This is a genomic window from Chelatococcus sp. HY11, from assembly GCF_018398335.1.
Lineage (GTDB): Bacteria > Pseudomonadota > Alphaproteobacteria > Rhizobiales > Beijerinckiaceae > Chelatococcus.
Genome location: NZ_JAHBRX010000001.1, coordinates 4,454,423 through 4,478,803 on the forward strand (window position 1 = coordinate 4,454,423; position 24,381 = coordinate 4,478,803).

Consider the following 24,381-nt stretch of genomic DNA (forward strand, 5'->3'; position numbering starts at 1 on the left):
TGCGGCGGAGCCGCATGAAAGCGAAGAGACAGGGCGTTGTCGCGGCCTCGAGCCAGCGGGCATGCTCAGGATTTAAAGAAAGGTGAAGCCGATGGCCGTTTCATCAGCCGCCAATATATCAGCACCGGAAACCGGCGATGAAGGCGGGATGCGCTATCTCGACCGGTTGCCGCGCCGGGTTGCCCTGGTTTATTTGCCGCTTTTCGTCTTCATGATCGTTCTTCTATTTCCCTTCTACTGGATGGCGATCACGGCGATCAAGCCCAACTATCAGCTGACGGACTACAATAACTACAGCCCATTCTGGGTTGTGGGGCCAACACTCGATCATATCCGCTATCTTCTGTTCGAGACCTCGTATCCGGGTTGGCTCTGGAATACCATCGTCATCTCCGTGGTCGCGACCTTCGTCTCGCTGGCGACGTCGGTCTTCGCGGCCTATGCGATCGAGAGGCTGCGTTTCACGGGCGCGAAATTCGTGGGGCTTGCCATCTTCCTGGCCTATCTGGTGCCGCCGTCGATCCTGTTCATTCCGCTTGCGCTGATGGTTTTCGGCTTCGGCATCTATGACACGAAGCTCGCCCTGATCTTCACTTATCCCACTTTCCTCGTGCCGTTCTGCACATGGCTCCTGATGGGGTATTTTCGCTCCATACCCTATGAACTGGAAGAATGCGCGCTGATTGACGGGGCCTCGCGCTGGCAGATCCTGACGCGGATCCTTTTACCGCTCTCTGTTCCCGGCCTCATTTCCGCTGGGATATTTGCTTTCACGCTGTCGTGGAACGAATTTATCTACGCGCTCACCTTTATCCAGTCGTCTGAGAACAAGACGGTTCCGGTCGGCGTTCTCACGGAGCTCGTTCGCAGCGACGTCTATGAATGGGGCTCGCTGATGGCCGGCGCGTTGATCGGTTCGCTGCCGGTGGTGATCCTCTATTCGTTCTTCGTGGAGCACTACGTCTCGTCTATGACCGGCGCGGTCAAGGAATAAGGCCGGATCGCGCGGCGGCTCGCCGCCGCTGCGCGACCACGCGCTCGCGATGGATGAGGTAAAGGCCGGAGGCGACAACGATGGTAGCGCCCACGATCGTGTAGGTATCCGGCACGGCGTTGAAGATGAGGTAGCTGAACAGCGTGACCCAGAGGAGATGGGTATAGCTGAAAGGCGCGATCACCGGCGCCGGCGCATGCCGGAACGCGAGGATGAGAAACCAGTGCCCGAGGGCGCCGGCCAGGCCGCAGATCGCCATCACCAGCCAGACCAGAGCGGATGGAGGCGTGACCCAGATGAAGGGCATGATCGGCGTCAAAACGACGATGCCGACGACGCCGGAATAGACCATCGTGGTCTCGGGAGAATCCCGGGACGCGAGCATGCGCGTGCTCAGGGTGTACCAAGCGCCGCAGAAGGCGCTCGCGATGGCCAGAAGTGCCGCAGGCTGGAAGCCGCCCAATCCCGGGCGGGTGATGATGAGTACGCCGATGAAGCCCACCGCGATGGCGGCGAGGCGGCGAGGCCCGGCCCATTCGCCGAGCACCGGGCCGGCGAGCAAGGCCACCATGAGCGGGCTCGAAAAGGCAATCGCTGCCACCTCCGGCAGTCCGAGATAGGCAAGGGCGAAGAAATTCAGGCCGGTCGAGAGGAGCAACAGTGTCGATCGCGCCGCCTGAAGCTTGGGGGCCTTGGTCCGGAACACGCCGGGGCGCGTCCATGGATTCAATAGGGCCAGAACAAACACCACACTTCCGAAATAACGGACCCAGGCGGTTTGCAAGGGATCGAAATACTGGTTCAGCCACTTGGCCGACGTGTCGATGCAAGCAAAGCCCAGGACCGACGTCAGACCAAGGCCGATCGCGACGAGCGTGTTTCCCGTAACGGGCCCCGGTTTTGCCGGCGGCGGGGCTGATGGACCGTTGGGCTGGGCCGGCTCGGCCATCGGGGTTTCAGGCTCTCCGTCATCTACAGGTTGTGGCTTCAGGCGTGCGATCACGGCGTTGCGAACTCTCAAGACAAGGCCCGCAGCTATGATCGCGGCTCCTGAACGACGGAGCCTGCTACCCAGACCAGCGAAGTGCCAATATGCCGTTACTGTAATCTATCGTTGGACTGTTCGCGACTTCCCGGGCTGCAGGGCTCGTCTGCGCAACACGCAGCCTCAACTTGGGCAATCCCTTGAAGCAGACCCATTCCTGGCGAACCTGATCTGCCGTCTTGCTTCATCTTGGGTGTTCCCTGTGAGCTCCGGCTCACGGGAAATACTCCAGGTTTTTGTTCTCACGCATTTTTTCGGATCGGTTTCGCTTCTCTCGAAAAAGCCCTAGGCAGCGACGGGATCGTCCAGATCGGCGTCGTCATCCTCGTCGCCGGGCAGCGATTTGTCGCTTGATCCCTTGTCGGCTAAGTTCTTAGCCATCTTTCGCAGCAGCTTGCGGGCGCGTTTGCGGTCCTTGCCGTCGAGGCCGTCGAGCAGTTGTTCCTCGGTGTCGCGCCAGAGGGCGTCGATGGCCGCGACTTTTTCGAGGCCTTCCCGCGTCAGGCTGACGATGATGATGCGGGCGTCTCCCGGCTCCGTCCGCCGCTCGACAAGCCCTTGCGCTGCTAGACGCGCCACGGTTTTCGACGCTGTCGGCGGTTTGACGCGCAGCAGTTCCGCCAATTCCCCCATTGTCGCGGGCTCGCCGGAGGCCAGCGCCTGCAGGACCTGCTCCTGGCCGGGAAACAGCCCCATTGAAGAAAGCCGTTCGCCGATACGGCTGCGGTGGAGGCGCGCGGCATAGACGAGCGCCCAGCCTATGCTTTTGGCGACGGGATGCTTCATGGGCCTGGTCTCTCCTCGGCGGGCGGAATCATCAGGTCGATCGGCATTGCCGCATAAATATTGCCGTCGAAATAATGGGCGCCTTGTGATGACGTTGCAATGACAATCGGCCACCGGACCGCTCCGCTCCGGGCTGGCTGGGCCGCGATGAGACCGCCAGTTCTTGAGTGTTATCGGAATGGCCGCTATTGCAGAGGTTCGAGCGAAAGGATCGCGCCATGCTGCCATCTCCCTTCTGGGCGGATCTGACGACCACGGATTTCGGCCGCGTGGCGATGGAAGACGTGACGCCCGTCCTGCCGGTGGCTGCGGTCGAGCAACATGGGCCGCATCTGCCGCTGGGTACCGATGCGATGATCATGGAGGGTTATATCGCGCGGGTCGTCGCCGCCTTGCCGGCTGATCTCGCGGTCTCGTTCCTGCCGACGCAAACCGTCGGCCATTCGCCGGAGCATCAGGCCTTCTCCGGCACGCTCACCTTGTCCGCCGAGGCCGCTATCGCGGCCTGGCGCGGGATCGGCGAGAGTGTCTACCGGGCGGGTTGCCGCAAGCTCGTCATCGTATCGTCCCACGGGGGCAATTCACCCGTCGTCGATATCGTGGCGCAGAGCCTGCGTGCGAATTGGGGGCTGACGGTCGTCACCGTGTCCTGGCAACGATTTGGCTATCCCGACGGGCTGTTCGATCCGGCCGAGATCCGCCACGGCATTCACGGTGGTGATATCGAGACGTCCCTGATGCTGGCTTTCCATCCCGACAAGGTGCGCATGGGCGAGGCCATGGCCTTCCCTTCGCTGACGGCGGACATGGAGCGAGACCACATCTGGCTGCGCCATCCACGGCCGGCTGGCTTTGCGTGGATGGCCCAAGATCTCAATTCAGCCGGTGTCGTCGGCGACGCAGCAGCCGCCACGGCCGCGAAAGGGGAGGTGGCGGCCGCCCATGGCGTCGCTGCCTTCATCGCGCTCTTGCGCGAGGTCAGGAATTTTTCGCTGTAGGCCGTATCGCCGTTGATGGTCCCACCCGACCTCGCTGCCGCGAGGCCGCCCTCCCCGGAGGGGAGGGATCAGCGCGGGCTATCCTGGACGCTCGGTCAGCCGGTAGCGATCATATCACTCGGCCTTCCAGGGGAAGATCCAGGTTTCGGTCAGCGCGCGACTGCCGGAGCGGAGGAACGCGCGGATGTCCACCTGCTGGCCGGGCTCCACCTCGATATCGATGGCGGCGCGCAGGCCACGCACCTTCGGATTGGGCACGAGATAGGTGCGCACCACACGCCCCGATGACAGGGAGGCGTCAATCTCCACGAGATTGGGGTCGCGCGCGAAGTAAGCCAGGTCATCGCCCGCGAAATCGATGAGGAAGCGTCGGGTTCCCGGCTTCACCTCTTCCGGCGAGCCGGCGGCCTTCGGTTTCGTCTGGTAGGTGTTCAGGGCCCGGCCGCCGGGGTGGAGTTGGTCGGCGTTGCCGAGCGACGTGATGCGGTAGCGGTAGACGAGCGTCTGCCCCGGCTCGGCAGGCGCGCGCGGCACCCAGCTCGCGACGATGTTGTCGTTCGTTTCCTCATTGGTCGGGATCTCGACCAGTTCGACGTGACCCTCGCCCCAGTTGCCACGGGGCTCCACCCAGTAGCCGGGCCGCAGTTCATAGTGCAGGTCGAGATCCTGATAGTGCTCGAAGATCCGGTCGCGCTGCAGCAGGCCGAAGCCGCGCAGGTTGTTGTCCACGAAGGCCGACGTCGCCAGATCGCGCGGGTTGCGGAGTGGACGCCATATCCATTCGCCGGTGCCGGAGTGAATGAGCAGCCCGTCCGAATCATGCAGCTCGGGACGATACTCATCAAGGAAGCGGCGGTCGTTCTCGCCGACGTAATACATGGACGTCAGCGGCGCGATGCCGAGCTTGTTGATCGTCTTGCGCGGAAAGAGCGTCGCGGTGACGTCGACCACGGTTTCCTTCGAGGGATAGACGAGGAACTGGAAGGCGCCAGTGATTGAGGCGCTGTCGAGCAGCGCGTAGATCACCACACGGTCCGCCCCGGGCGCGGGGTTGTCGATCCAGAATTCACGGAAGAACGGGAATTCCTCCTCGCCCCCCGCGTTGATGGCAAGGCCGCGCGCGGACAGGCCGTAGCGCTGGTCGCGGCCGAGGAAGCGGAAATAGCTCGCGCCGAGAAAGGCGATGAGCTCGTCATGCACACGCGGATCGTTGAGGGGGTAGTGAAGCCGGAAGCCGGCAAAGCCTGTGTTGACCGGCAACGGCTTGTCGAACTTGTTGCGTCCGTAGTCGAAGAGCTGAGCCGAATAAGGAACTGGAGTCGGCACGCCCTCGCGAATGATGTTGACCGTCACCGGCCGCTTGAACAGGAAGCCGGGATGGAACATCTGCATGCGGAACTGTCCGCCGCCCTGCGCGAGCAGCGAACGCTCCGGGCGGAAGCGGATGTCGCGATAGCCATCATAATCCAGGCGAGAGAGCGGCTCCGGCAATGCGGGCGGATTGGGCTCGTAGGGCACGGCTCCGAGTTCGCGCGCCCGGCGCACGACATCGTCGTACACGAATTGAGGGGGCGTCTGCGGCGGTGCGCTGCCGGAAGGCTGGTCGGTGGAAGCGGGAGGCGTCTGGGCCAGCACCATGGCGGGGGAGAGCACGGCGGTAGCGGACATCAATTCGAGAAGGCGGCGGCGCGACAGTTTTTTCATAAGGCCCAAACGTTAGAGGCATCCGTTTCGATGATCGCACATCTAATAACAATCAGAGGCGCATTCCATCAGATTTCGCGGGATAGTGAACGCCGCTTGAGGCGGTGATGGGGCAGGCGTCCCCGAACGAAAATTTTTCCGTTTTTTCTCATTCTCCCCTTGAGGTTAGGGGCGAACCACTCTATGTACCGCTCTGCCCTATTTCGCACGTGCCTGTGGCCGTGTGCCAGTCGGTGAGCATCCGGACAAGAGGCCGGACCGCTGCCCGGAATGTGGGACCCTCGGGTCTTCGTTCCGAACACTTGATTGGCAGCCGGAGGCGAAACCGGCGCACCCCGTTCTCAAGCGGGGGACGCGGCTTAAAGCAACGACGGAACGGGCTTTTTTGGTCTCTGCCGGCTTTCCACAGGCCGGCCCGGGCTACCGAAGAGGCTTGTCCTTCATTGCCGGGCGTGCGGAGGGAATTTTCCCATCCAATCCAAGGCAGCACGGTCGGTTAACAGCCGTCACCGTCGTCGCGTCTCCACAGCGCGTCGGCGTGGATAGCTGTATCCGCATCATGCCGGGCGCGCGACGCGCCCCTTGTGATTTTTTGGGAGAGTGCCATGACAGATCGCATTCGCGAATTCCTGCGCAACCGACGCGAAGACGGCCCCTGCCTGGTCGTCGATCTCGATGTGGTGCGCGACAACTACATGGCCTTTGCCAGGTCGCTGCCTGACAGCCGCGTGTTCTACGCGGTGAAGGCCAACCCGTCCCCGGAAGTGCTCTCGCTGCTTGCCTCGCTCGGCTCGTCCTTCGACACGGCTTCGGTCGTCGAGATCGAGATGGCTATGGCCGCCGGCGCGACGCCCGACCGCATCTCCTTCGGCAACACCATCAAGAAGGAGCGTGACGTCGCGCGCGCCTTCGCGCTCGGCGTTCGTCTCTTCGCCGTGGATTGCGAGGCCGAGGTCGAGAAGATCGCGCGTGCCGCCCCGGGTTCGAAGGTGTTCTGCCGCATCCTCTGCGACGGTGCCGGCGCCGAATGGCCGTTGTCCCGCAAGTTCGGCTGCGAGCCCTCGCTCGCGGTGGAGGTGCTGGAGCACGCCCATCGTCTCGGCCTCGAGGCTTACGGTGTGTCCTTCCATGTCGGCTCCCAGCAGGGCAATCCGCATGCCTGGGACCAGGCGCTCGCCTCGGCGGCGGGTGTGTTCCGTGCTTGCGCCGAGCGTGGCATCCATCTGTCGATGGTCAATCTCGGCGGTGGTTTCCCGACTAAGTATCTCCGCGACGTTCCCGCGGTCGAGACCTATGGTTCGTCGATCTTCGAGGGCCTGATGCGCCATTTCGGCAATGCCATTCCCGAGACGATCATCGAGCCCGGCCGCGGCATGGTCGGCAACGCCGGCATCATCGAGGCGGAAGTGGTTCTGGTCTCGACGAAGAGCGCGGAAGAAGAGGTTCGCTGGGTCTACCTCGACATCGGCAAGTTCGGTGGCCTGGCGGAGACCATGGACGAGGCGATCCGCTATCCCATCCGCACGCCGCGCGATGGCGACGAGACCAGCGACTGCATCATCGCGGGCCCGACCTGCGATTCGGCGGACGTGCTCTATGAGCGCACGCCCTATGCGCTGCCGGTCAGTCTCGCCATCGGCGACAAGGTGCTGATCGAAGGTACGGGTGCCTACACCACGACCTATTCGGCGGTTGCCTTCAACGGTTTTCCGCCATTGCGATCGTACCATATCTGAGAATGCCTCAGGCATGGCCGGCGTTGTCCGGCCATGCGCTGGGCGTCCAGGACGCAGCGGGCCGGATATTGGCGCTGCTTGCCGCCGGCTGGGTCCGGCGGCCTGATTTCCACGACGATGAACAAGAACGACGGGCGCTGGTCTGATGTCATCAGACCGCAGTCGGCCCGCGGCATCCTGTCGGCCGGCATCCGGTCGGCTCAGCGGATGTCGCGGGCTGATTGAGCCCACACGGCGTGTGCGAAGGAGCCACGACCATGATCATGATCCGCGATGAAATCGCCGCTGATATTTCCGCGCGCGAGGTTCTGCTTGACAAGGCCTTTGGCCCCGGCCGCTTCATGAAGACCTGCGAGCGCTTGCGGGAAGGTCGCCTGCCGGCCGAAGGTCTGGCGCTCAGCGCCGTCGATGAGGATGGCGCGCTCGTCGGCACATTGCGCTTGTGGTCCATCACCACGACCTCCGGCCATGACGCGCTGCTGCTGGGGCCGCTCGCGGTTTCGGCCGAGCGGCAGGGCAGCGGCCTTGGCTCCGCGCTCATGCGTGACGCGCTCATGCGCGCCGCGGCGTTCGGCCATGGTGCCGTGCTCCTCGTGGGCGATGAGCCCTACTACCGGCGATTTGCCTTCGCCTCCGCGCGCACGGCCACCCTCAGCTTGCCGGGGCCCTACGAGCGGGAGCGCTTCCTGGCTTGCGAGCTCAGGGCCGGCGCCCTGGACGGCGCGAGTGGTCTGGTCCTTGCTTCAGGAAGGCAGATCGTGCTGCCTGTCGAATTTGAGGTTGCGCGGGCCGCGTAATCTCTATGAGTGTGACTTCATAAGTGTGACTTCGCGCTACCCAACCGGAGGATCTGGACTCACATCCGTCCACCCCTTGTAACGGCCTCAACGGCCGAGGAGAAAAAGAATGACAGACTGGCCTGTTCACGCCCGTTTCGACGGCCCTATCGTGCTGGTGGGCTTTGGCTCCATCGGTCGGGGTGTCCTGCCGCTGCTCGAGCGGCATATCGCGCATGACAAGGCCAAGTTCACCATCATCGCGCCGGAGGGGGACATCCGTGGGATCGCGAAGGAGCGGGGCCTGCGCTTCATCGCGCTGGGTCTCACGCCGGATAACTTCCGTGAGATCCTGACGCCGTTGCTCACGCAAGGCCCGGGCCGCGGGATGATCGTGAACCTGTCCGTCGATGTCTCCTCGGTCGCCATGATGGACTTCGCCCGGGATGTCGATGCCTTCTATATCGATACCGTGGTGGAGCCCTGGGCCGGTTTCTACGCCGATCCTAAAGCCACTGTGGCGGAGCGCTCGAACTATGCCTTGCGGGAGAGCCTGCTCGCGCTGCGCGGCCGCCGGCCCGGTGGCGTGACGGCCGTCAATTGCTGCGGGGCCAACCCGGGCATGGTCTCCTGGCTGGTCAAGCAGGCTCTGGTCAACGTGGCCGCCGATCTCGGCATCGAGGCCGGTGAGCCGGTGAGCCGTGAGGACTGGGCGCGCCTCATGCAGCGCGTGGGCGTCAAGGGCATCCATGTCGCGGAGCGTGACACGCAGCGCGCCAAGACGGCACGCCCGCGCGGGATCTTCGTCAATACGTGGTCCGTCGAGGGTTTCGTCGGTGAGGGGCTCCAGCCGGCCGAGCTCGGCTGGGGAACCCATGAGAAGGCACTTCCGCCGGAAGGGCGCCAGCACGAGGCCGGCTGTGGCGCGGCGATCTATCTGATGCGGCCGGGCGCCGGGACGCGGGTCCGTTCCTGGACGCCAACGCCCCAGGCTCAGCACGGCTTCCTGATCACGCATAATGAGGCGATCTCGATCTCGGACTATTTCACGGTTCGTGATGGGGACAAGATCAGCTATCGCCCGACCTGCCACTATGCCTACCACCCCTGCGACGACGCGGTTCTGTCACTGGATGAGATGGCCGGCGCGCAGTGGCAGCCGCAGCCGGAATGGCGCATCCTCGAGGAGAATGAGATCCTCGATGGCATCGACGAGCTCGGGGTGCTGCTCTACGGCCATAGCAAGAACGCCTATTGGTACGGCTCCCAGCTCTCCGTTGAGGAAGCGCGGACGCTCGCGCCTTACCAGAACGCCACAGGCCTGCAGGTGACCTCCGCGGTGCTGGCCGGCATTGTCTGGATGCTGGAGAACCCGGATCGCGGCATCGTCGAGGCGGACGAGATGGACTATCGCCGGTGCCTCGAGGTGCAGCGTCCTTACCTCGGCCCGGTCATCGGCGCCTATACCGACTGGACACCGCTCAAGGATCGCGGTGTCCTGTTTCCGGAGGATCTCGATAACGACGATCCCTGGCAGTTCAAGAACGTTATTGTGCGCGGATAAATCCAGCGCATAGTGACAGCGTGAATTGTCGCTTTGCCGGAAATGGCGGGTTTTCCCTTGGACAATCCGCAACTTTTCCCCGCCATCCTGATGGCGCGAACAGGGCAGGGTGGAACGGCGTACAGGGATTCTCCAGCCGCTCCATCGCCCACAGGGACTGAGTAGACCGATGCCGTTTTTTGACGACTTCTACGCCGACAAGCTGCGGGGAGGGCTGGGCCGCGACGACGCGGAGGCCGTCATCGACCTCAGGGGCAAGGTCCGCCCGGATGCCGAGGCCCATGTCATCGCGCTGCTCGAAGGTCGCGGCGGCCGCCCGGTGCATAGCATCGCCATCCTGATCGACCCCGCGACCGCGACCAGCGGTGAGACCTTGTTCCAGCCCGTTGGTCGCCTTCTGCTGGACGGCAAGCGTCGCGGGGTGGTGGAGCGGTTGCTGCCGTTGCCGGCGCGCGATGGCCTCGGCTTCTTCGTGGTCTTTCCCGCAAAGGCCTGAAGGCCGACGTCAGCCGCGTGTCGCCGCCGCGCTTCGTCTACGGCGATGGAAGGGTTTCGCGAAGGCCCTGATGAAGCCATAGCCCGCGAAGAAGGCGAGCCCCCCGATCGTGAAGCTTTCCGCGGTGACAGGCGTCGCGGGCTCGAAATCCTCCCAGGTATTGCGCGTGAGGTCAGGATCGGCGGCCTGCGCGAAGACGACGAGGCGGTTGAGCGGGCCGGCCTCGCGAAAGGCCCGCTGCTGATCCTCAAGCCGCTCCAGCCGCACCGTGACCTGCGCCATGCTGGTGCCGTGGCGCGCTGTGAAGCCATCGCTGCTGCCCGCCAGCCGCTTCAGGGCCTCCTCTCGGTCCAGGCCGGCGGCGCTCGCGTCCGCGTCGAAGCGCTGCATCACAATCTTGAGCTCGTCGATGGCGCCGCCGAGGCGCTGGCGATACTGCTGCGCGAATTCGGGCAACTGCGTGCCGGCAACGGCCGCGAAGAGACCTGTGGCGAGGCCGAGGGTTCTGGAGATCATGGCGTTTTCGACATCATGGCCCGATCTTTCAAACGCAAGGTTAAGGAAAGGTGTCGGCCGGGTTCAATCGACATTCAGCCTTCTCAGCTGTCATGGCCGGGCTTGTCCCGGCCATCCCGATGTATCGAGATGGCCTTCCGGTCGGGATCACCGGAAAGCGCCCTTAAGCGCCCTGCCCCGCCGCGAGCGCTGCGTCGACATCGGCGCGGGTGATCTCGTCGGCGGCCAGCTCGATCTTGATGGCGCGCGTCTCCTGACCCGGCTCCATGATCAGCACCACGGTCTCGGTGCCGGGGCAGGAGGGGTCCGCGCAGATGATTTCATTGGCGGCGATCACCGTATCCTCGGGCAGGCGGGCGATCTCGCGCACCCAGGCCTTGATGGCGAGGAGCGCGGGGTTCTCGCCGCGCTTGTGCTTGCGTCCGAACAGGCCGAACCGCATCGCGCGTCAGCTCGGCAGGGTGAACAGCCCGCCGTTGCCGGCCTCGTCACCGAAGGCGAGACTGCGGCCCGTATCATTCCAGGCAAGTGCCGTGATCGGCGAGCCGGTGGCGTCCTGCACCAGAAGTTCGGAGGCGTCGGTGAGGCGGATGAGGAGGATGGTGCCGTCGTCATAGGCGCTCGCCAGCACCAGCGCCCTGGGATGGAAGGCGACGCGCGCCACGCGGACCGGCCGCACGCCGCATTCGCGCGGCGCCCGACCCATCGGGCCCTGCTTGTCGAACGGCCAGACGATGGCCGCTTCCGCGCCCGACGTCGCCAGCCAGTTGCCATCATGGGACCAGGACAGCGAGCGCGTCTTGCTGGGATAGCCGCTCATCCGCATGTCCTTGCGATCGCTCAGCCGCCAGCCATGCAGGGCGTTTTCCTGCATGGCGGTGACCGCATATTGACCGTCCGGCGAGACGGTGACGCTGAGATGGGAGCCCTTCCACGCGAAAACGTCAGGCTTCGCATCCGTATTGGGAAACCACAGCGTGACGCCGTTGTAATGCGCCACGGCGAGGCGGTAGCCCTTGGGCATGAAGGCAAGGCCCTGCGCCGTCGTGGGCGCCGTGAAAGAGCGCATCTGCCCCTTGCCGTCCAGCGTGCGGACAGCCTTGCCGGCGCTCCACGCAATCGCCCCGTCGCGGCCGCTGGCAAGCGCATCGATCCAGCGTCCCGGCTCCTTGCCGCACTCGCGGGTCGAGCCATCGGCGGCAGTCGCCACGACGCGGCCGTCGTCACCGCCGGTGACGATCGTCTTGCCGGCATGGGCCGAAACGAGAATCCCTCCGCCGGGGTGGGCGGCCACGCGGGTGTGCTCGCTGCCGTCCGTAAGGAGCAGATGGCCATCGGCAAGCGCGAAGGCCGCCTTCGATCCAAGCCAGCCGGCGCCGATGACATGGGCGCCAGCCTCGACCGCCACGACATGCTCGGTGAGGGATTGTGACGGAGCAACGGTCATGGCTTTTCTTCAAATCTGGCGACACAGGGAAGGTGGCACATCCGGCCGGTCAGGGAAGCCGGCCGGATACGCCACCAAGTCAGACAGCTAAAGCGATCAGGCCGCGCAGGCAAGGAAAGCCTTGTTGAGGGCCTCGCGGTTCAGATTGCGGCCGATGAAGACGATCTTCGATTGCCGCTTCTCACCCGGCTTCCAGTCCAGGGTCAGGTCTCCGTCGAGGATCATGTGCACGCCCTGGAAGACGAAGCGCTTCGGCTCGCCCTTGAAGGCGAGGATGCCCTTGGACCGGAGAATATTCGGCCCCTCCTGCTGCACGAGTTCGTTGATCCAGGGCATGAACTTGGCCGGGTCCACGTCGCCAGGGATGGTGAACGAAACGGACTGCACGTCCTCGTCATGGTGATGGTGATGGCCCTCCTCGAGGAAGGCGGGTTCGAGCTCCAGCACCCTGTCGAGATCGAAGGCATTGCGGCCGAGCACTTCGGCGATATCGACGCCGGCGCGCTGGGTGCGGTGGATCTTGGCATAGGGGTTGATGGCGCGGATCTGCGCCTCGACCGCCGCAAGCTCCTCGGCGGTCACGAGGTCGGTCTTGTTCAGGATGATGACATCAGCGAAGGCCACCTGGTTCTTCGCCTCGGGCGCATCCTTCAGGCGCTCGGTCAGCCATTTCGCATCGACCACCGTGACGACGGCATCGAGCCGCGTCTTGGACGAGACGTCCTCGTCCATGAAGAAGGTCTGCGCGACGGGCGCGGGATCGGCGAGGCCCGTCGTCTCGACGATGATGGCGTCGAACTGGCCCTTGCGCTTCATCAGCCCGTCGATGATGCGGATGAGATCGCCGCGCACGGTGCAGCAGATGCAGCCGTTGTTCATCTCGAAGACTTCCTCGTCGGCGCCGACGACAAGCTCGTTATCGATGCCAACCTCGCCGAACTCATTGACGACGACAGCGAATTTCTTGCCGTGCGGCTCGGAGAGGATGCGGTTCAGAAGTGTCGTCTTGCCCGCCCCGAGATAGCCTGTGAGGACGGTAACGGGGATCTTGTCCGACATGGTGGCTCCGCTTCATGACGACGCCGGGCGGGATGCGCACCGGTATCTGGCCGGGCAAGGCGCCGGCCCTCGGGAATACTGTTGGCGTCTACATATTCACCCGCAGCGGCCGGCTCAAGCCCCATGGCTGGTTAGCTCCCGTGGCTGGTCAGGTCCCTTGGCTGTCTTGGCGCCGGCACGGTGCAGGGGCTCGCCCCAAAAGGGCATTGCCCCCACCATTCATGGCTTGAGCGCGTCGGTGAAGGCTTTGACGTTGTGCTCGATCATCGCGATGTAGGTCGGCGCGGGTTCGCCTGGCCCCGAGAGGGCGTCGGAATAGACAGTGCCGCCGATTCGCGCGCCGGTTTCCTTGGCGATCTGGTTGATCAGTCGCGGATCGGTGATGTTCTCGAGGAAAACCGCGGGAATCTTCTCGGCCTTGATCTGCCGGATGATCGCCGCCACGTCCTTCGCCGAAGCCTCCGTCTCCGACGAGACGCCCTGCGGTGGAAGAACGGTGAGGCCATAGGCCTTGGCGAAATAGGCAAAGGCATCATGCGAGGTGACGATACGGCGGCGCTCCTCCGGGATGGAGGCGATCGCCGCCTTCACCTTAGCGTCGAGAGCGGAAAGCCTGTCGAGATACTGCGCAGCATTCGCCTCATAGGTCGCCTTGCCGTGGGGGTCCGCGGCGATCAACCCGTCACGGATGTTGCGCACGTAGATCGCGGCGTTCGCCACGGACTGCCAGGCGTGCGGATCGTCCGGGCCATGGTCATGTCCGTGGGCATCTGCATGCTTGTGGCCGCCCTTACCGTGGTCATCGTGATCGTCGTCCTCGGCGCTGAGAGGCGTGATGCCCTTGGTCGCGACGACTTGTGAGGTCTTCGAGCCCGCGGATTTGACCAGGCGCGGCATCCATCCCTCGAAGCCGAGGCCGTTGACGACCACGAGTTTGGCGGCCGACACCTTGCGGGCGTCGGCGGGGGAGGGCGAGAAGACATGGGCGTCGCCGTCCGGGCCGACCAATACCTCGACGGAAACGCGTTCGCCGCCGACATTGCGGACGAAATCACCGAGGATCGAGAAACTCGCCACGACCGGCAAGGGCTTGTCGGCGGCCTGGGCGGGCGACAGAGCCGGCGAGAAGCCGCCGAGCAGGAGAGCGGCCAATCCAAACGATATAACATTACGTTTCGTGGGCATCTTGATGTCCTTCAGAACCATCGAGCCGGCCGAGGCCAGCCTTACGGAGAATAGAAAAGCCCTTGGCAATCCCGGCGCCCGGCTTCGACCGAGGGCGCCGCTCATATCTCAGGCGGTGAGATGTCGTTGCGGTATGAGGCGCCAGATGAGGCCGCCGGCGCACCCGAAGATGAGCGAGGCGACGTGCATGCCGCCGGCGACGAGGATGATGCAGGGGCCTGTCGGCAGGCCGCTGTGATAGGAGACGATGATTCCGACGAGGCCCGACAGCATCCCGATCAGCGTTGCCAGCACGATCAGGCTCGTCATTTCCGAAGTCCAGAGGCGGGCGCTGGTTGCCGGCAGCATCATCAGCCCCACGGCGAGAAGCGTGCCGAGTGCCTGGAAGCCACCAACAAGGTTGAGCACGACAAGCGCCAGGAAGATGAGGTGGCTTGGCCCACCGGCCCGGCTCACCGAAGCAAGAAAGGTCGGGTCGACGCATTCCAGCACGAGCGGCCGATAGATCAGCGCGAGCGCGACGAGGGTGATCGTGGTGATGCTGGCTATCAGGATGAGCGCGGTGTCGTCGAGGGCCAGCACGGAGCCGAAGAGGACATGGAGGAGGTCGACATTCGAGCCGCGCAGCGAAACGAGCGTGACGCCGAGGGCCAGCGAGATCAGATAGAAACCCGCGAGCGAGGCATCCTCCCGCAAGGCGGTGACGCGAGCGACGAGGCCGGACAGCAGCGCCACCGCGAAGCCGACGACAAGGCCGCCTAACGTCATGGCCGGCAGCCAGAGGCCGTAGAGCAGATAGCCGACGGCCGCGCCCGGCAGCACGGCGTGGGCCATCGCGTCACCGGTCAGGCTCATGCGGCGCAGCATCAGGAAGACGCCGACCGGGCCGGCGCCCAGCGCCAGCGCCAGCGTGCCGACGAGCGCGCGGCGCATGAAATCAAATTCGACGAAGGGGGCGAGAACCAGATCGTACACCATGTCAGGCCGCGGACCGCTCGCAGAAGGCCGCGTCCGGATCATGCGATTCGATCATCCTGCGGGCACGCAGCAGGTTGTCCGCGACCAGCACCTCCTCGGTATCGCCCCAGGCGACGGGTTCGCGCGCCAGCAGGAGCGTCTCCGGAAAGGCGCGGCGCACGAGGTCAAGATCATGCAGAACCGCCACGACCGTACGCTCCTCCCGGTGCCAATGATGCACGAGATCGATGAGGTCGAGCGTGGTCTTCGCGTCGATGGCGGTGAAAGGCTCATCGAGCAGGATGACCTCGGCGTCCTGGAGCAGCAGGCGCGCGAACAGGGCGCGCTGCATCTGTCCGCCTGAGAGCGTGCCGATCGTGCGCCGCTCGAAGCCCGTGAGGCCGACCGCGGCGACCGCCTCCTCGATGGCCCGGCGACGGGCGCCACCGATGCCACCGAACAGCCCGGTCTGCCGCCACAGGCCCATGGCCACGAGGTCATAGACCGTGATCGGGAAGCTGCGATCAATGTCCATCGCTTGCGGGAGATAGGCGATGTTGGCGCGCTGGCAGCTGACCCGGATGCCGCCGTCGAGCGGCCGCAAGGCGCCCATTATGCCCTTGAGAAGCGTGGATTTGCCGGCTCCGTTCGGCCCCACGATCGCCGTGAGGCTGCCCGGGGCTATCCCGCCGTCGAGGTGGTGGACGGCCGGATGCCGATCATAACCCAGCGTGACATTGTCGAATCCGATGACCGAGTTGGTGATCGATCCGGCTGCCGGCCTGGCGACAGTCGACGGGGGCGACACTGAGGGCGAGGCGGTCATCCCATCACCAATAGGACAGCTGCCCATAGCGCTGCTATCAACACCGCGCTCATCGCAAGGCGCTGCCACGCGGACAGTCGCAGGAGCGAGGCCGTTGGCGCGAAAGGGACGGGATGATGGTGATGATGCGGGGCCATGACGTCAGCGAAAGAAATGTTCTAACATAACAAAACTCACCACGGCATGCGGCCGGAGTCAATCTCATCCTGTGCATGGCTGGGCATTTTCGCTCGCCTGCGCCTGCGCGCCATAGACCATCCATGCATGGGTTTCCGCCACTCCCCTTATAGGCGGGACTTTGGATGACGGGGCGCCAGCTCCACCTCTCCCCGGCGGGGAGAGGTCGGCACGCAGTGCCGGGTGAGGGGGCAAGACGCTCATTTTGGGAGGACACTGACGGTTTGCCCTCACCCTGTCCCTCTCACAGGCCAAGTCGGCTGTTGCCGGCTTGGCATTCTTGTAGAGCCCAACACGGCAACTGCCGGGCTGGGTGGAGAGGGGACGCCACTCAGCAGCGGCCTTGTTCCGGCCATCGCTTTACTGTCGATCGACCCTAGAACGGATGGTACTGGTAAAGCCAGGTTTCACTGAGAATGGTGTCGCCCGATCGCAGGAACAGGCGCATGTCGACCGGCCCCTTGCCATCGACGGCGAGATCGAACTGGGCGCGCCAGCGCGCTGGATTGTCGCCCGGCACGCGCTGGGTGAAAGCGCGGCTGAACTCTCCCCGCGATGCCCAGAGAACCGGCTCGGGCGCGACGTTCGGCGGAAGCGTGGCAAGCGGCTCGCCTGAGAATTCCACCATGAAGCGGCGGACACCATCCGGGCGCTGCTGTCCGGGCGTATTCGCACCACTCAGCCGCGTGGCGACGCAGCGCGCGAGCGGGGACGGGGTGGGCTCGTCGGCCAGCCAGTGCAGGCTATAGGCGAATTCAAGCTCGTCGCCCGCCTTGGTGGGCTTCGCCGGGTTCCAGTACGCGACAATATTGTCGTGGATCTCGTCGTCGGTCGGCAGCTCGATCAGCTGCACGGAACCCTTGCCCCACTTGCCCTTGGGTTCGACCCAGGCGGAAGGCCTGAGCTGATAGCGCACGCCGTCCTGGTAATTGTCGAAGTCGCGATCGCGCTGCATCAGGCCAAAGCCGCGCGGGGAGTCATCGAGGAAACTGGAGGTCATGATGGAGGACGGGTTGTTGAGCGGCCGCCATATGCGTTCGCCGGAGCCCGTCCAGATCGCGAGGCCATCGGAATCGTGCACCTCCGGGCGCCAGTCCACGCCTGCCGCTTTCGCCGTCTCCGAGAACCAGTACATGGAGGTCAAAGGCGCGATGCCGATCCGCGTGATGGGCTGTCGGAGGAAAAGCCGCGCGTCGATATCCATCACGACACCACGGGTACGGTGCATCACGAAGCGATAGGCACCGGTGAGGCTCGGCCCGTCGAGCAGGGCGTAGACCGTCACGGAATCGCTGTCGGCGGGCGAGGGTACGAACCAGAATGCCGTGAAATCGGGAAACTCCTCAGGCACGCCGGCGCCGGGGGTGACCGCGATGCCGCGGGCCGACAGCCCGACCTGGCCGAGTTCACCCACGCCGCGGAAATAGGAAGCGCCGAGGAATGTCGCCCAAGGTTCCTTGTCAGCCCAGTCCTTGCCGGGCTCGCGCACCCAGAAGCCGGCGAAGGCGGAGGGCTGCGCGGCGAGCTTCTGGGCGATGTGGTCCGTGCCCATGGTGAAATAATCGGGCTGGTAGAGAATCTCCCGCGCCTTGCCGCTCGCGACCGCGAACATCTGCACGGTCTTGGGGAAGAACTGTCCCACATGCATGAAGGTGATGGGGAAGGGCGACTTGCCGTCGGCAAACAGCGCGAAGTCAGTCTTGTATTTGAGCTTGCCGTGGGCGTCGTAGTCGATCTTGGAGACGATCGCGGGGTCAGGTCGCGGAGGCGACTGGTAGGGCTTGGCGGCTAGCTCGGCTGCGTGCTTGCGCAGCCAGTCGTAGGAAAAGGCGCGGGATCGGCCGAATTTCAGCCCGCCAGCCTGCTGCGCCATGGCAGCAGTGCTCAGGCCGCCTGTTCCAAGGGCCTGGGCCGCGAAACCCGCGACCATGATCTGGCCAAGCATACGTCGGTTGAGTAGGGGCACGATACTTACTCTCGGCGAATGCGCCCGAAGGAACGCGTGTCGAAATCAGACATTACCGAAGGGATTGTACTGGTAAAGCCAAGTTTCCGTCAGAACCTTGTCCCCGGCTTTCAGGAACAGGCGTATATCGACGGGATCGCTGCCTTCGACCGTGAGGTCGAACTGCGCACGCCAGTGGCCAGGCACGTCATCGGGCACGGCTTCGGTGAAGATGTAGGAGAACGTGCCCCGCGAGGCCGACAGCACGGCTTCCGGCTTGACGCCAAAGGGGAGATTGGCGAGCGGCCCGCCGATGAACTCCACCATGAATTTGCGCACACCCTTCGGGCGAGGCTGGCCAGGCTGGCCGCCGTTGCCGAGCCGCGTCGCGATGCTGCGTCCGAGCGGGGTGGGGAAAGGCTCATCGGCCAGCCAATGCAGGCGATAATTGTATTGGTAGTTGGCACCCGCCTTGGCGTCGCCGGCGGGAACCCACATGGCGACGATATTGTCGTGGATCTCATCGTCGGTAGGGATCTCGACGAGCTCGATCGCGCCCTTGCCCCACTGGCCGAGCGGCTCGACCCAGAGGCTCGGGCGGCGCTCGTAGTGAACGCCGTCCAGATAGTGTTCGAAGGCACGGTCGCGCTGGAGGAGCCCGAAGCCGCGCGGGTTGTCATCGCCGAAGGCGGAGACGCTGGTGCGGCCTGGATTGTTCAACGGGCGCCAGATGCGCTCGCCAGTGGCTGTCCAGAGCGCGAGGCCGTCCGAATCGTGCACCTCGGGACGCCAGTCGACAGCGGTTGGCTTCTTGGTTTCCGAGTACCAGAACATCGACGTCAGCGGCGCGATGCCGAGGCGCGCCACGTCCTTGCGCAGGAAGACCTGAGTATCGATGTCCATGACGACACCCGCCTTGCGGCTCATCACGAAGCGATAGGCTCCGGAGACGCTTGGACCATTGAGCAGCGCATAGACGGTGACCGTATCGCCGTTCTCGGCGGGCGTGTCGAAATAGAAATGCGTGAAGTCGGGGAATTCCTCAGGCTTGCCGGCGACCGCCACATCGATCGCGATGCCGCGGGCCGACAGGCCGTACTGGAACAGTTCGCCGATGGCACGGAAATAAGAGGCGCCGAGGAAAGCAACCCAGTCGTTGCGGCGCCAGTCGAGCTTGTCATCAAGGCGGCTTTCCTGGAACCGGAAGCCCGAGAAGCCGCTGCCGGCGGGCAGGGAATGCGCCGGGCTGTCCGGCGGCATGTTGAAATAGGAATCGTCGTAGATGATTTCCCGGGCTTCGTCCTTCGCCACGACATGCATGGCGACAGGGCTCTGGAAGAACTTGCCGAGGTGGAAGAAGGTAACGGGGTAGCGGCCTGGCCCATCCCCGAAGAGGGCGTGATCCGTGTTGAAATGGATCTTGCCATGCTCCTCGTAGGTCAGCTTGTCCAGGATTTCCGCTGGCGGACGCCTGGGGGCGACATACGGCTTCGCGGCCATGTCCTTGGCCCGCGCAATCAGCGCGTCATAGGAGAAAGGCTCGGCGGTGCCGAGTTTCAAGCCGTCCGCTGCGAGGGCGCGCGAGGAGAAACCGGTTGCTGCCAGGACGGCAGCGCCCGTGGCCGAGGCAAGGAAGGTGCGGCGGTCGAGAATCGCTTTGCTTGGGTCCATGGAGCCATTTCGACGGGGCTGGGGAACAACGTGGGGTTCTTATAGCCCTTTTGCCTGCAATCGTGGCGCGAGCATGGTCGCACGGTGCTGGAGCCGTGACAGGGGCCTATTATTAGTGGGAATCCGGCCCAAAGACCGGCTCGACCTTCAGGGCGCTGCGCGAGAAGGCAACAATCCCCCATAGGGCGAGCAGGGTAAAAATGCCCATGAAGGCGTATTCGACTGTTGTGCCGAGCTGGAACAGCCCGGCGAGCGCCCATCCGCCCGCGAGCGCGACGCACAAGAGCTCAACCGCGACGAGAACGATCGCGCTTCCCACAGTGAGGAGGCTTTTCGGGTTGAGACGGTTGTTGTTCGGCACGGATGTTCCCTCTCGGCGGACGATCGATCGACGGATTGAGCTTGACGAAAGCCGTCTCTCCACTACCGCAAAGGGACAGCAGCGGCAACATGTCCGGATGCAGGATGGTGACATCGTGATGTCGTGCTCTACCGCCAGTGCTCTGCGGGGACGGCGGGGACGGCGCGCGCCACAACACCTCACGCCTAGTCAGATTTGCGCGGCTTTGCGCGTCTTATGGTTGAGATTAATTCGAAGTATATATATTTGATTGCAGATGGGGCGAGGTTGTCGGTCTGCCTCCCACCCTAAGCCTTTCCGCACCTGATCGGTCGCGGCTTATCGCGGACGTGTCCCTTCAACCATGGCGGGATGCGGCCAGTTCTGCTTCTATCGGACGCAATCGCTCGCTGAAGAGGACAAAACGATGCCTGTTGCCGACGATACGCTGCGCGCCTTCATGCCCTATCCTGACACGCCCGTTGCCTCCGCGGCGACGGGGACATTGGCCGGGCAGCGTCTGGCGGTGAAGGACCTCTTCGATGTGGCCGGCTATCCGACCAGCATGGGAAGCCCGGTCTTCCTCGCCGCGACGGGGGTCCGCACGACGACCGCATTTCTGGTGCGGCAGCTTCTGGAGGCGGGTGCGCAATTCGTCGGCAAGACGATTTGCGATGAATTCGCCTATTCGATGATCGGCAAGAACGCCCATTTTGGCATGCCGGTGAACGCCGCCGCGCCGGATCGCGTGCCCGGCGGTTCCTCATCCGGTTCGGCATCGGCCGTGGCGGGAGGGCTCGCCGATATCGGGCTCGGCAGCGACACCGGCGGATCGACGCGCTTTCCGGGCAGTTTTTGCGGGCTTTTCTCCATTCGTCCAACCCATGGCCGGCTATCCCTCGAAGGTGCCGCGCCGATGGCGCCGAGCTTCGATACCGCGGGATGGTTTACCCGTGATGCCCTGCTCTTCGAAACTGTCGCGGATGTGCTGCTCGGAGAAGACACATCGCCGCTCGGTGACGAGCCGGAGCTGCATCTCGCGAACGATCTGTTCGCCTTCGCGGACCCTGTCGCGGCCGCCGCACTCAAGGCCGCGATCCAGCGCGCGACGCTGCGGATCGGTGATATCCGGGGACAGGACCTCGATGTTCCGGATGTCGGGGAACTGGTCACCGCCTTTCGCCGCTTGCAAGGCCGGGAGGCCTGGACCAGCTTGGGACCGCTGGTCGAACGCTACCGTCCGCCGCTTGGACCAGGTGTCGCGGAGCGCTTTGCGTTCGCGCGGGCGGTCACCGACGCGGAGGTAGAGAGCGCGGCCATCGTGCGGGACGAATTCCGTGCCCGTTTGCGGCGTATCCTGGGTTCGGACCGCGTGCTCCTTCTGCCTTCGGCTCCGGACATCGCGCCGCTCGCGAGCGACGGGGATGTCGAGCTCGATGATTTCCGCAGCCGGGCGCAGCGGCTTGCCGTGTTCGGCTCCCTGACCGGCTTCCCGCAGGTCACCATTCCGGTCGCCGAGAAGGATGGTGCGCCGATCGGCCTCTCCCTGCTCGGACCCGCCGGCTCCGACCGAGCTCTCGTGGCGCTGGGGCGCCGCTTCCACCGCGCGGCAGCGCTGCGCCTCGCCTGACAGGAACTCTCCCGACGTGACACCACCTGATCGCTATGCCGTCTATGTCGCTCCCGCGGCCGACAGCGCCCTTTGGCGCTTCGGCTCGGCCGTTCTCGGCTATGACGCCGAGAACGGAGAGGATGTGAGCCAACTCGTTCCGGCCGGAACGAACCGCGAGCGCTTCCGCGAACTGACGGCAGACCCCCGCGTCTACGGTTTCCACGCGACGATCAAGGCGCCCTTCCGTCTGGCGCCCGGTGAGTGCGAGGAGCGCTTGAAGGTGGCGTTCGATCGTTTCGCGGCGAGCCGGCGGCCATTCGCGTTGCCTCGACTCGTGCCGAGGGCCATCGGCGGCCGCTCAGGCCAGGGAGCCTTCATCGCGCTCGTCGAGCCGCAGCCGGCCGCGCCTCTGGCGGCGCTTGAACGGGCGACCGTGGAGGCCTTCGAGCCCTTTCGCGCCAGCCTCTCGCCGGCCGACTATGCCCGCCGGCAGCCCCAAAGACTGACCAGCCAGCAGCGCGGTTATCTCGATCGCTACGGCTATCCTTATGTGTTCGAGGAATTCCGCTTCCACATGACACTGACCAACCGGGTGCCGGAGGGCGAAGTGGAGGAGGTCCTGGCGGGGCTCTCGAAACTCTATGAGGAGATGGTGCCCGCGGGCCCGATGGCGATCGATCAGCTGGCGCTCTGCCGTCAGCCGCCGCGCAAGGCGGATGGGGAGGAGACGCCGCGTTTCCGCATCATTGCACGACGCGTCTTCGCGCAGCCCTGATCAGCCTCCGCTCGAGGCCCAGACACCGGAGAGCAGGGCGACGCCCGTCAACGCGACGAAAGCCGCCGCGAGCACTTCCAGCGCGGCGATGACCACCGGGCCGCGTCCGCGTCCGCCCGCGACCCGCAGGGCGAGCCCCTTCATGAATACCGCAAGCGCCGCGAGCGCGCCCGTGGTGATCGCGGTTCCGACCGCCATGGCAAGCGTCGCGGCGACGCCGGCCGCGAAGAGACCCTGGCCGAGCGCGAAGACGAGGATGATGATGGCCCCCGCGCAGGGGCGGATTCCCGCGGCGACGACGACACCGGCCCTGTCGCGCCAGTCGCCGAGGCGGTCGAGTTCGGCCGGCGGCGGGATATGCACGTGACCGCAATCCTGGGCGAAGTCCCGCGCCGGCCCGCCGAGCCCGGCGATCGCGAGGAAAGAGCCGGCCTTGCGCCAGAGGACGGCGAGGCCAAGCAGCATGACCGCACCAAAGCTCGCGAGCTCGATGGCATTGGCGGTGGCGCTCACCGTCGCCGCGGTCGCGCGGATCACCAGCGCCAGGACGGAAACGATCGCGATCGCCACGACGGCTTGCAGGAGGGCGGCCGCGCCGCTGAGCGACAGTCCACGACGGAGCGATTGGCGGCTGGCGACGATATAGCCGGCTATCACGCTTTTGCCATGGCCGGGGCCGGCGGCATGAAAGACGCCGTAAGTGAAGCCGATGGCCATCAGCGACCAGAAGGCCGAGCCATCCTCCTTCATCTCGCGCATGGCCCGGATCAGGAGCTGGTAGAACTCGCCCTGCACCGCGAGGATAAATCCGCCGATGCCGGTCGCGGCGGGAGCGGCTTCCCTGAGCCCGGTGCCGAAGGGGTTGCGTGGAGCCGGCGGAGGGGCGAGCCATGCCTCCAGCGCCATCCCCAGAGCGAGCAGAACGGCCCCCACAAGGACGAGCCCGGCGAGGGCCACACCCAGCCTCACCAGAAACCCGTAACCACCGTATGCTTTCGCTCCCGAATTCGCGCGCTGGTTCAGGGCTTCACCATCGCTCACGGGCAGGCGACCAGAATGCGATTGGAAAACTGCGCGCCAAAATTGGAATTGGCGGTCAATGCCTCAAAAAAGGCCTCCGATAGCTGTTGCTGCTGCGCCTCGTCCGGCTTTTTCGGGCGTATGATTTGCGTTGCGCAGCCCTTCGGCGCGCCGCTGGTCGTGGCCGCCTCATCGCCGTCCGCCAGGGCAAAGGCGACGAAATAGGTGTTGTCGTAGATCTCGAGCGTCAACATGCGACTGGCGGGCATCGGCGTTTTCGCTGGCAGCGTGAAATTGAGTGTCAGACGCCCGTCCTGGAAATTGAGGCTGTACTCGATCGGATTGGCGAAAGCGACGCTCTTGCCATTCGCCTTGCCTTTCGTGAAATAATTGAATTCACTTAATGAATCGACGTTGACCTTGGCGAGATCCGCGAGCTCCGCTGCCGAGAGCTTGCCGTCGCCGTCCGTATCCAGGCCTTGGGTGGCATAGCTCGAATAGGCTTCATCGAAAGTCCAGCTATGCCGGACAGCCGTGATATCGGCCTCGTCGTTGTAAACAAGCTCGCTCTTGGCGGTCACCCAAACGTGAGGATGCGCGCTCGCAGCGGTCGACCATAGCGCCGCGGCTCCCAAAAGAGGGAGCACATGTAAAAAACGGGGCATCAGCTGTCCTGTATGGCCGATTGCGAGGTGCAGAAAGGCTTTGCCTTTCAGTGCGGCAAAAGCAAGACCAGATTGCCGAAAGCCGCC

23 protein-coding genes are annotated in these 24,381 nt (G+C 64.6%); 8 read left to right on the forward strand and 15 right to left on the reverse strand.

Features of this window, described 5'->3' with window-relative positions; all coding sequences use genetic code 11:
- The first annotated feature begins 91 nt into the window (after positions 1–91).
- Complete coding sequence (locus KIO74_RS20375; protein WP_213333652.1) at positions 92–994, forward strand: carbohydrate ABC transporter permease; 903 nt, start codon at positions 92–94, stop codon at positions 992–994.
- Here KIO74_RS20375 and KIO74_RS20380 read toward each other — a convergent pair.
- On the reverse strand, positions 984–1,943 hold the full coding sequence (locus tag KIO74_RS20380) for a DMT family transporter (RefSeq protein WP_213333653.1): 960 nt from the start codon (positions 1,941–1,943) through the stop codon (positions 984–986). The two genes, KIO74_RS20375 and KIO74_RS20380, sit on opposite strands and share 11 nt — an antisense overlap.
- Positions 1,944–2,324: 381 nt before the next feature.
- Positions 2,325–2,825 (reverse strand): MarR family winged helix-turn-helix transcriptional regulator, encoded by a 501-nt coding sequence (locus KIO74_RS20385; RefSeq protein WP_213333654.1) that lies wholly within the window; start codon positions 2,823–2,825, stop codon positions 2,325–2,327.
- A gap of 218 nt (positions 2,826–3,043) precedes the next feature.
- On the opposite strand from KIO74_RS20385, the gene KIO74_RS20390 reads away from it, so the two are divergent.
- A complete protein-coding gene (locus KIO74_RS20390; RefSeq protein ID WP_213333655.1) occupies positions 3,044–3,823 on the forward strand; it encodes a creatininase family protein in 780 nt (259 codons plus the stop codon).
- A gap of 114 nt (positions 3,824–3,937) precedes the next feature.
- On the opposite strand, the gene KIO74_RS20395 is transcribed toward KIO74_RS20390, so the two are convergent.
- Positions 3,938–5,527, reverse strand: coding sequence for an OpgD/OpgG family glucan biosynthesis protein (locus KIO74_RS20395; RefSeq protein ID WP_213333656.1), 1,590 nt, complete (start codon positions 5,525–5,527; stop codon positions 3,938–3,940).
- Between the two features lie 605 nt (positions 5,528–6,132).
- Here KIO74_RS20395 and KIO74_RS20400 point away from each other — a divergent pair.
- From KIO74_RS20400 to KIO74_RS20415, 4 genes are all read left to right on the forward strand, one after another.
- On the forward strand, positions 6,133–7,263 hold the full coding sequence (locus KIO74_RS20400) for a type III PLP-dependent enzyme (RefSeq protein WP_213333657.1): 1,131 nt from the start codon (positions 6,133–6,135) through the stop codon (positions 7,261–7,263).
- 257 nt (positions 7,264–7,520) lie between these two features.
- Positions 7,521–8,060, forward strand: a complete 540-nt coding sequence (locus KIO74_RS20405; RefSeq protein ID WP_213333658.1) for a GNAT family N-acetyltransferase — start codon at positions 7,521–7,523, stop codon at positions 8,058–8,060.
- 109 nt (positions 8,061–8,169) lie between these two features.
- Complete coding sequence (locus KIO74_RS20410; RefSeq protein WP_213333659.1) at positions 8,170–9,603, forward strand: homospermidine synthase; 1,434 nt, start codon at positions 8,170–8,172, stop codon at positions 9,601–9,603.
- A gap of 169 nt (positions 9,604–9,772) precedes the next feature.
- Positions 9,773–10,099 (forward strand): hypothetical protein, encoded by a 327-nt coding sequence (locus KIO74_RS20415; protein ID WP_213321262.1) that lies wholly within the window; start codon positions 9,773–9,775, stop codon positions 10,097–10,099.
- A 9-nt stretch (positions 10,100–10,108) separates the two neighbouring features.
- Here the strand turns inward: KIO74_RS20415 and KIO74_RS20420 are convergent, their stop codons facing one another.
- The 10 genes from KIO74_RS20420 to KIO74_RS20465 all read right to left on the reverse strand — a co-directional run bounded on the left by KIO74_RS20420 (position 10,109) and on the right by KIO74_RS20465 (position 20,243).
- Positions 10,109–10,615, reverse strand: a complete 507-nt coding sequence (locus tag KIO74_RS20420) for a DUF2937 family protein (RefSeq protein WP_213333660.1) — start codon at positions 10,613–10,615, stop codon at positions 10,109–10,111.
- 163 nt (positions 10,616–10,778) lie between these two features.
- Entirely contained in the window at positions 10,779–11,057 is a 279-nt protein-coding gene (locus KIO74_RS20425) for a hypothetical protein (RefSeq protein WP_213333661.1), read from the reverse strand.
- A gap of 6 nt (positions 11,058–11,063) precedes the next feature.
- Entirely contained in the window at positions 11,064–12,062 is a 999-nt protein-coding gene (locus KIO74_RS20430; protein WP_213333662.1) for a WD40 repeat domain-containing protein, read from the reverse strand.
- A 96-nt stretch (positions 12,063–12,158) separates the two neighbouring features.
- On the reverse strand, positions 12,159–13,121 hold the full coding sequence (locus tag KIO74_RS20435) for a CobW family GTP-binding protein (protein ID WP_213333663.1): 963 nt from the start codon (positions 13,119–13,121) through the stop codon (positions 12,159–12,161).
- Positions 13,122–13,340: 219 nt separating this feature from the next.
- Positions 13,341–14,306 (reverse strand): metal ABC transporter substrate-binding protein, encoded by a 966-nt coding sequence (locus tag KIO74_RS20440; protein WP_213333664.1) that lies wholly within the window; start codon positions 14,304–14,306, stop codon positions 13,341–13,343.
- A gap of 108 nt (positions 14,307–14,414) precedes the next feature.
- On the reverse strand, positions 14,415–15,284 hold the full coding sequence (locus KIO74_RS20445) for a metal ABC transporter permease (RefSeq protein ID WP_213333665.1): 870 nt from the start codon (positions 15,282–15,284) through the stop codon (positions 14,415–14,417).
- Between the two features lies 1 nt (position 15,285).
- A complete protein-coding gene (gene aztA / locus KIO74_RS20450; protein ID WP_213333666.1) occupies positions 15,286–16,089 on the reverse strand; it encodes a zinc ABC transporter ATP-binding protein AztA in 804 nt (267 codons plus the stop codon).
- A 553-nt stretch (positions 16,090–16,642) separates the two neighbouring features.
- A complete protein-coding gene (locus KIO74_RS20455; protein ID WP_213335986.1) occupies positions 16,643–18,211 on the reverse strand; it encodes an OpgD/OpgG family glucan biosynthesis protein in 1,569 nt (522 codons plus the stop codon).
- Between the two features lie 66 nt (positions 18,212–18,277).
- Complete coding sequence (locus KIO74_RS20460; RefSeq protein WP_213333667.1) at positions 18,278–19,882, reverse strand: OpgD/OpgG family glucan biosynthesis protein; 1,605 nt, start codon at positions 19,880–19,882, stop codon at positions 18,278–18,280.
- A gap of 112 nt (positions 19,883–19,994) precedes the next feature.
- Positions 19,995–20,243 (reverse strand): hypothetical protein, encoded by a 249-nt coding sequence (locus KIO74_RS20465; protein ID WP_213333668.1) that lies wholly within the window; start codon positions 20,241–20,243, stop codon positions 19,995–19,997.
- A 406-nt stretch (positions 20,244–20,649) separates the two neighbouring features.
- Here KIO74_RS20465 and KIO74_RS20470 point away from each other — a divergent pair, with 406 nt between their 5' ends.
- Complete coding sequence (locus KIO74_RS20470; protein ID WP_213333669.1) at positions 20,650–21,852, forward strand: amidase; 1,203 nt, start codon at positions 20,650–20,652, stop codon at positions 21,850–21,852.
- A gap of 16 nt (positions 21,853–21,868) precedes the next feature.
- A complete protein-coding gene (locus tag KIO74_RS20475; protein ID WP_213333670.1) occupies positions 21,869–22,609 on the forward strand; it encodes a DUF1045 domain-containing protein in 741 nt (246 codons plus the stop codon).
- On the opposite strand, the gene KIO74_RS20480 is transcribed toward KIO74_RS20475, so the two are convergent.
- Positions 22,610–23,632: a nickel/cobalt transporter gene (locus KIO74_RS20480; RefSeq protein WP_249731409.1), complete on the reverse strand. Its 1,023-nt coding sequence runs from the start codon at positions 23,630–23,632 to the stop codon at positions 22,610–22,612. It abuts the gene before it with no gap.
- 14 nt (positions 23,633–23,646) lie between these two features.
- Positions 23,647–24,294, reverse strand: coding sequence for a DUF1007 family protein (locus KIO74_RS20485; RefSeq protein ID WP_213333671.1), 648 nt, complete (start codon positions 24,292–24,294; stop codon positions 23,647–23,649).
- Positions 24,295–24,381: the final 87 nt, after the last annotated feature.

Coding starts and splice junctions, on each gene's coding strand:
- KIO74_RS20375 (WP_213333652.1), top strand. CDS start 92: ATGGCCGTTTCATCAGCCGCCAATATATCAGCACCGGAAACCGGCGAT.
- KIO74_RS20380 (WP_213333653.1), bottom strand. CDS start 1,943: ATGGCCGAGCCGGCCCAGCCCAACGGTCCATCAGCCCCGCCGCCGGCA.
- KIO74_RS20385 (WP_213333654.1), bottom strand. CDS start 2,825: ATGAAGCATCCCGTCGCCAAAAGCATAGGCTGGGCGCTCGTCTATGCC.
- KIO74_RS20390 (WP_213333655.1), top strand. CDS start 3,044: ATGCTGCCATCTCCCTTCTGGGCGGATCTGACGACCACGGATTTCGGC.
- KIO74_RS20395 (WP_213333656.1), bottom strand. CDS start 5,527: ATGAAAAAACTGTCGCGCCGCCGCCTTCTCGAATTGATGTCCGCTACC.
- KIO74_RS20400 (WP_213333657.1), top strand. CDS start 6,133: ATGACAGATCGCATTCGCGAATTCCTGCGCAACCGACGCGAAGACGGC.
- KIO74_RS20405 (WP_213333658.1), top strand. CDS start 7,521: ATGATCATGATCCGCGATGAAATCGCCGCTGATATTTCCGCGCGCGAG.
- KIO74_RS20410 (WP_213333659.1), top strand. CDS start 8,170: ATGACAGACTGGCCTGTTCACGCCCGTTTCGACGGCCCTATCGTGCTG.
- KIO74_RS20415 (WP_213321262.1), top strand. CDS start 9,773: ATGCCGTTTTTTGACGACTTCTACGCCGACAAGCTGCGGGGAGGGCTG.
- KIO74_RS20420 (WP_213333660.1), bottom strand. CDS start 10,615: ATGATCTCCAGAACCCTCGGCCTCGCCACAGGTCTCTTCGCGGCCGTT.
- KIO74_RS20425 (WP_213333661.1), bottom strand. CDS start 11,057: ATGCGGTTCGGCCTGTTCGGACGCAAGCACAAGCGCGGCGAGAACCCC.
- KIO74_RS20430 (WP_213333662.1), bottom strand. CDS start 12,062: ATGACCGTTGCTCCGTCACAATCCCTCACCGAGCATGTCGTGGCGGTC.
- KIO74_RS20435 (WP_213333663.1), bottom strand. CDS start 13,121: ATGTCGGACAAGATCCCCGTTACCGTCCTCACAGGCTATCTCGGGGCG.
- KIO74_RS20440 (WP_213333664.1), bottom strand. CDS start 14,306: ATGCCCACGAAACGTAATGTTATATCGTTTGGATTGGCCGCTCTCCTG.
- KIO74_RS20445 (WP_213333665.1), bottom strand. CDS start 15,284: ATGGTGTACGATCTGGTTCTCGCCCCCTTCGTCGAATTTGATTTCATG.
- aztA (WP_213333666.1), bottom strand. CDS start 16,089: ATGACCGCCTCGCCCTCAGTGTCGCCCCCGTCGACTGTCGCCAGGCCG.
- KIO74_RS20455 (WP_213335986.1), bottom strand. CDS start 18,211: ATGCTTGGCCAGATCATGGTCGCGGGTTTCGCGGCCCAGGCCCTTGGA.
- KIO74_RS20460 (WP_213333667.1), bottom strand. CDS start 19,882: ATGGACCCAAGCAAAGCGATTCTCGACCGCCGCACCTTCCTTGCCTCG.
- KIO74_RS20470 (WP_213333669.1), top strand. CDS start 20,650: ATGCCTGTTGCCGACGATACGCTGCGCGCCTTCATGCCCTATCCTGAC.
- KIO74_RS20485 (WP_213333671.1), bottom strand. CDS start 24,294: ATGCCCCGTTTTTTACATGTGCTCCCTCTTTTGGGAGCCGCGGCGCTA.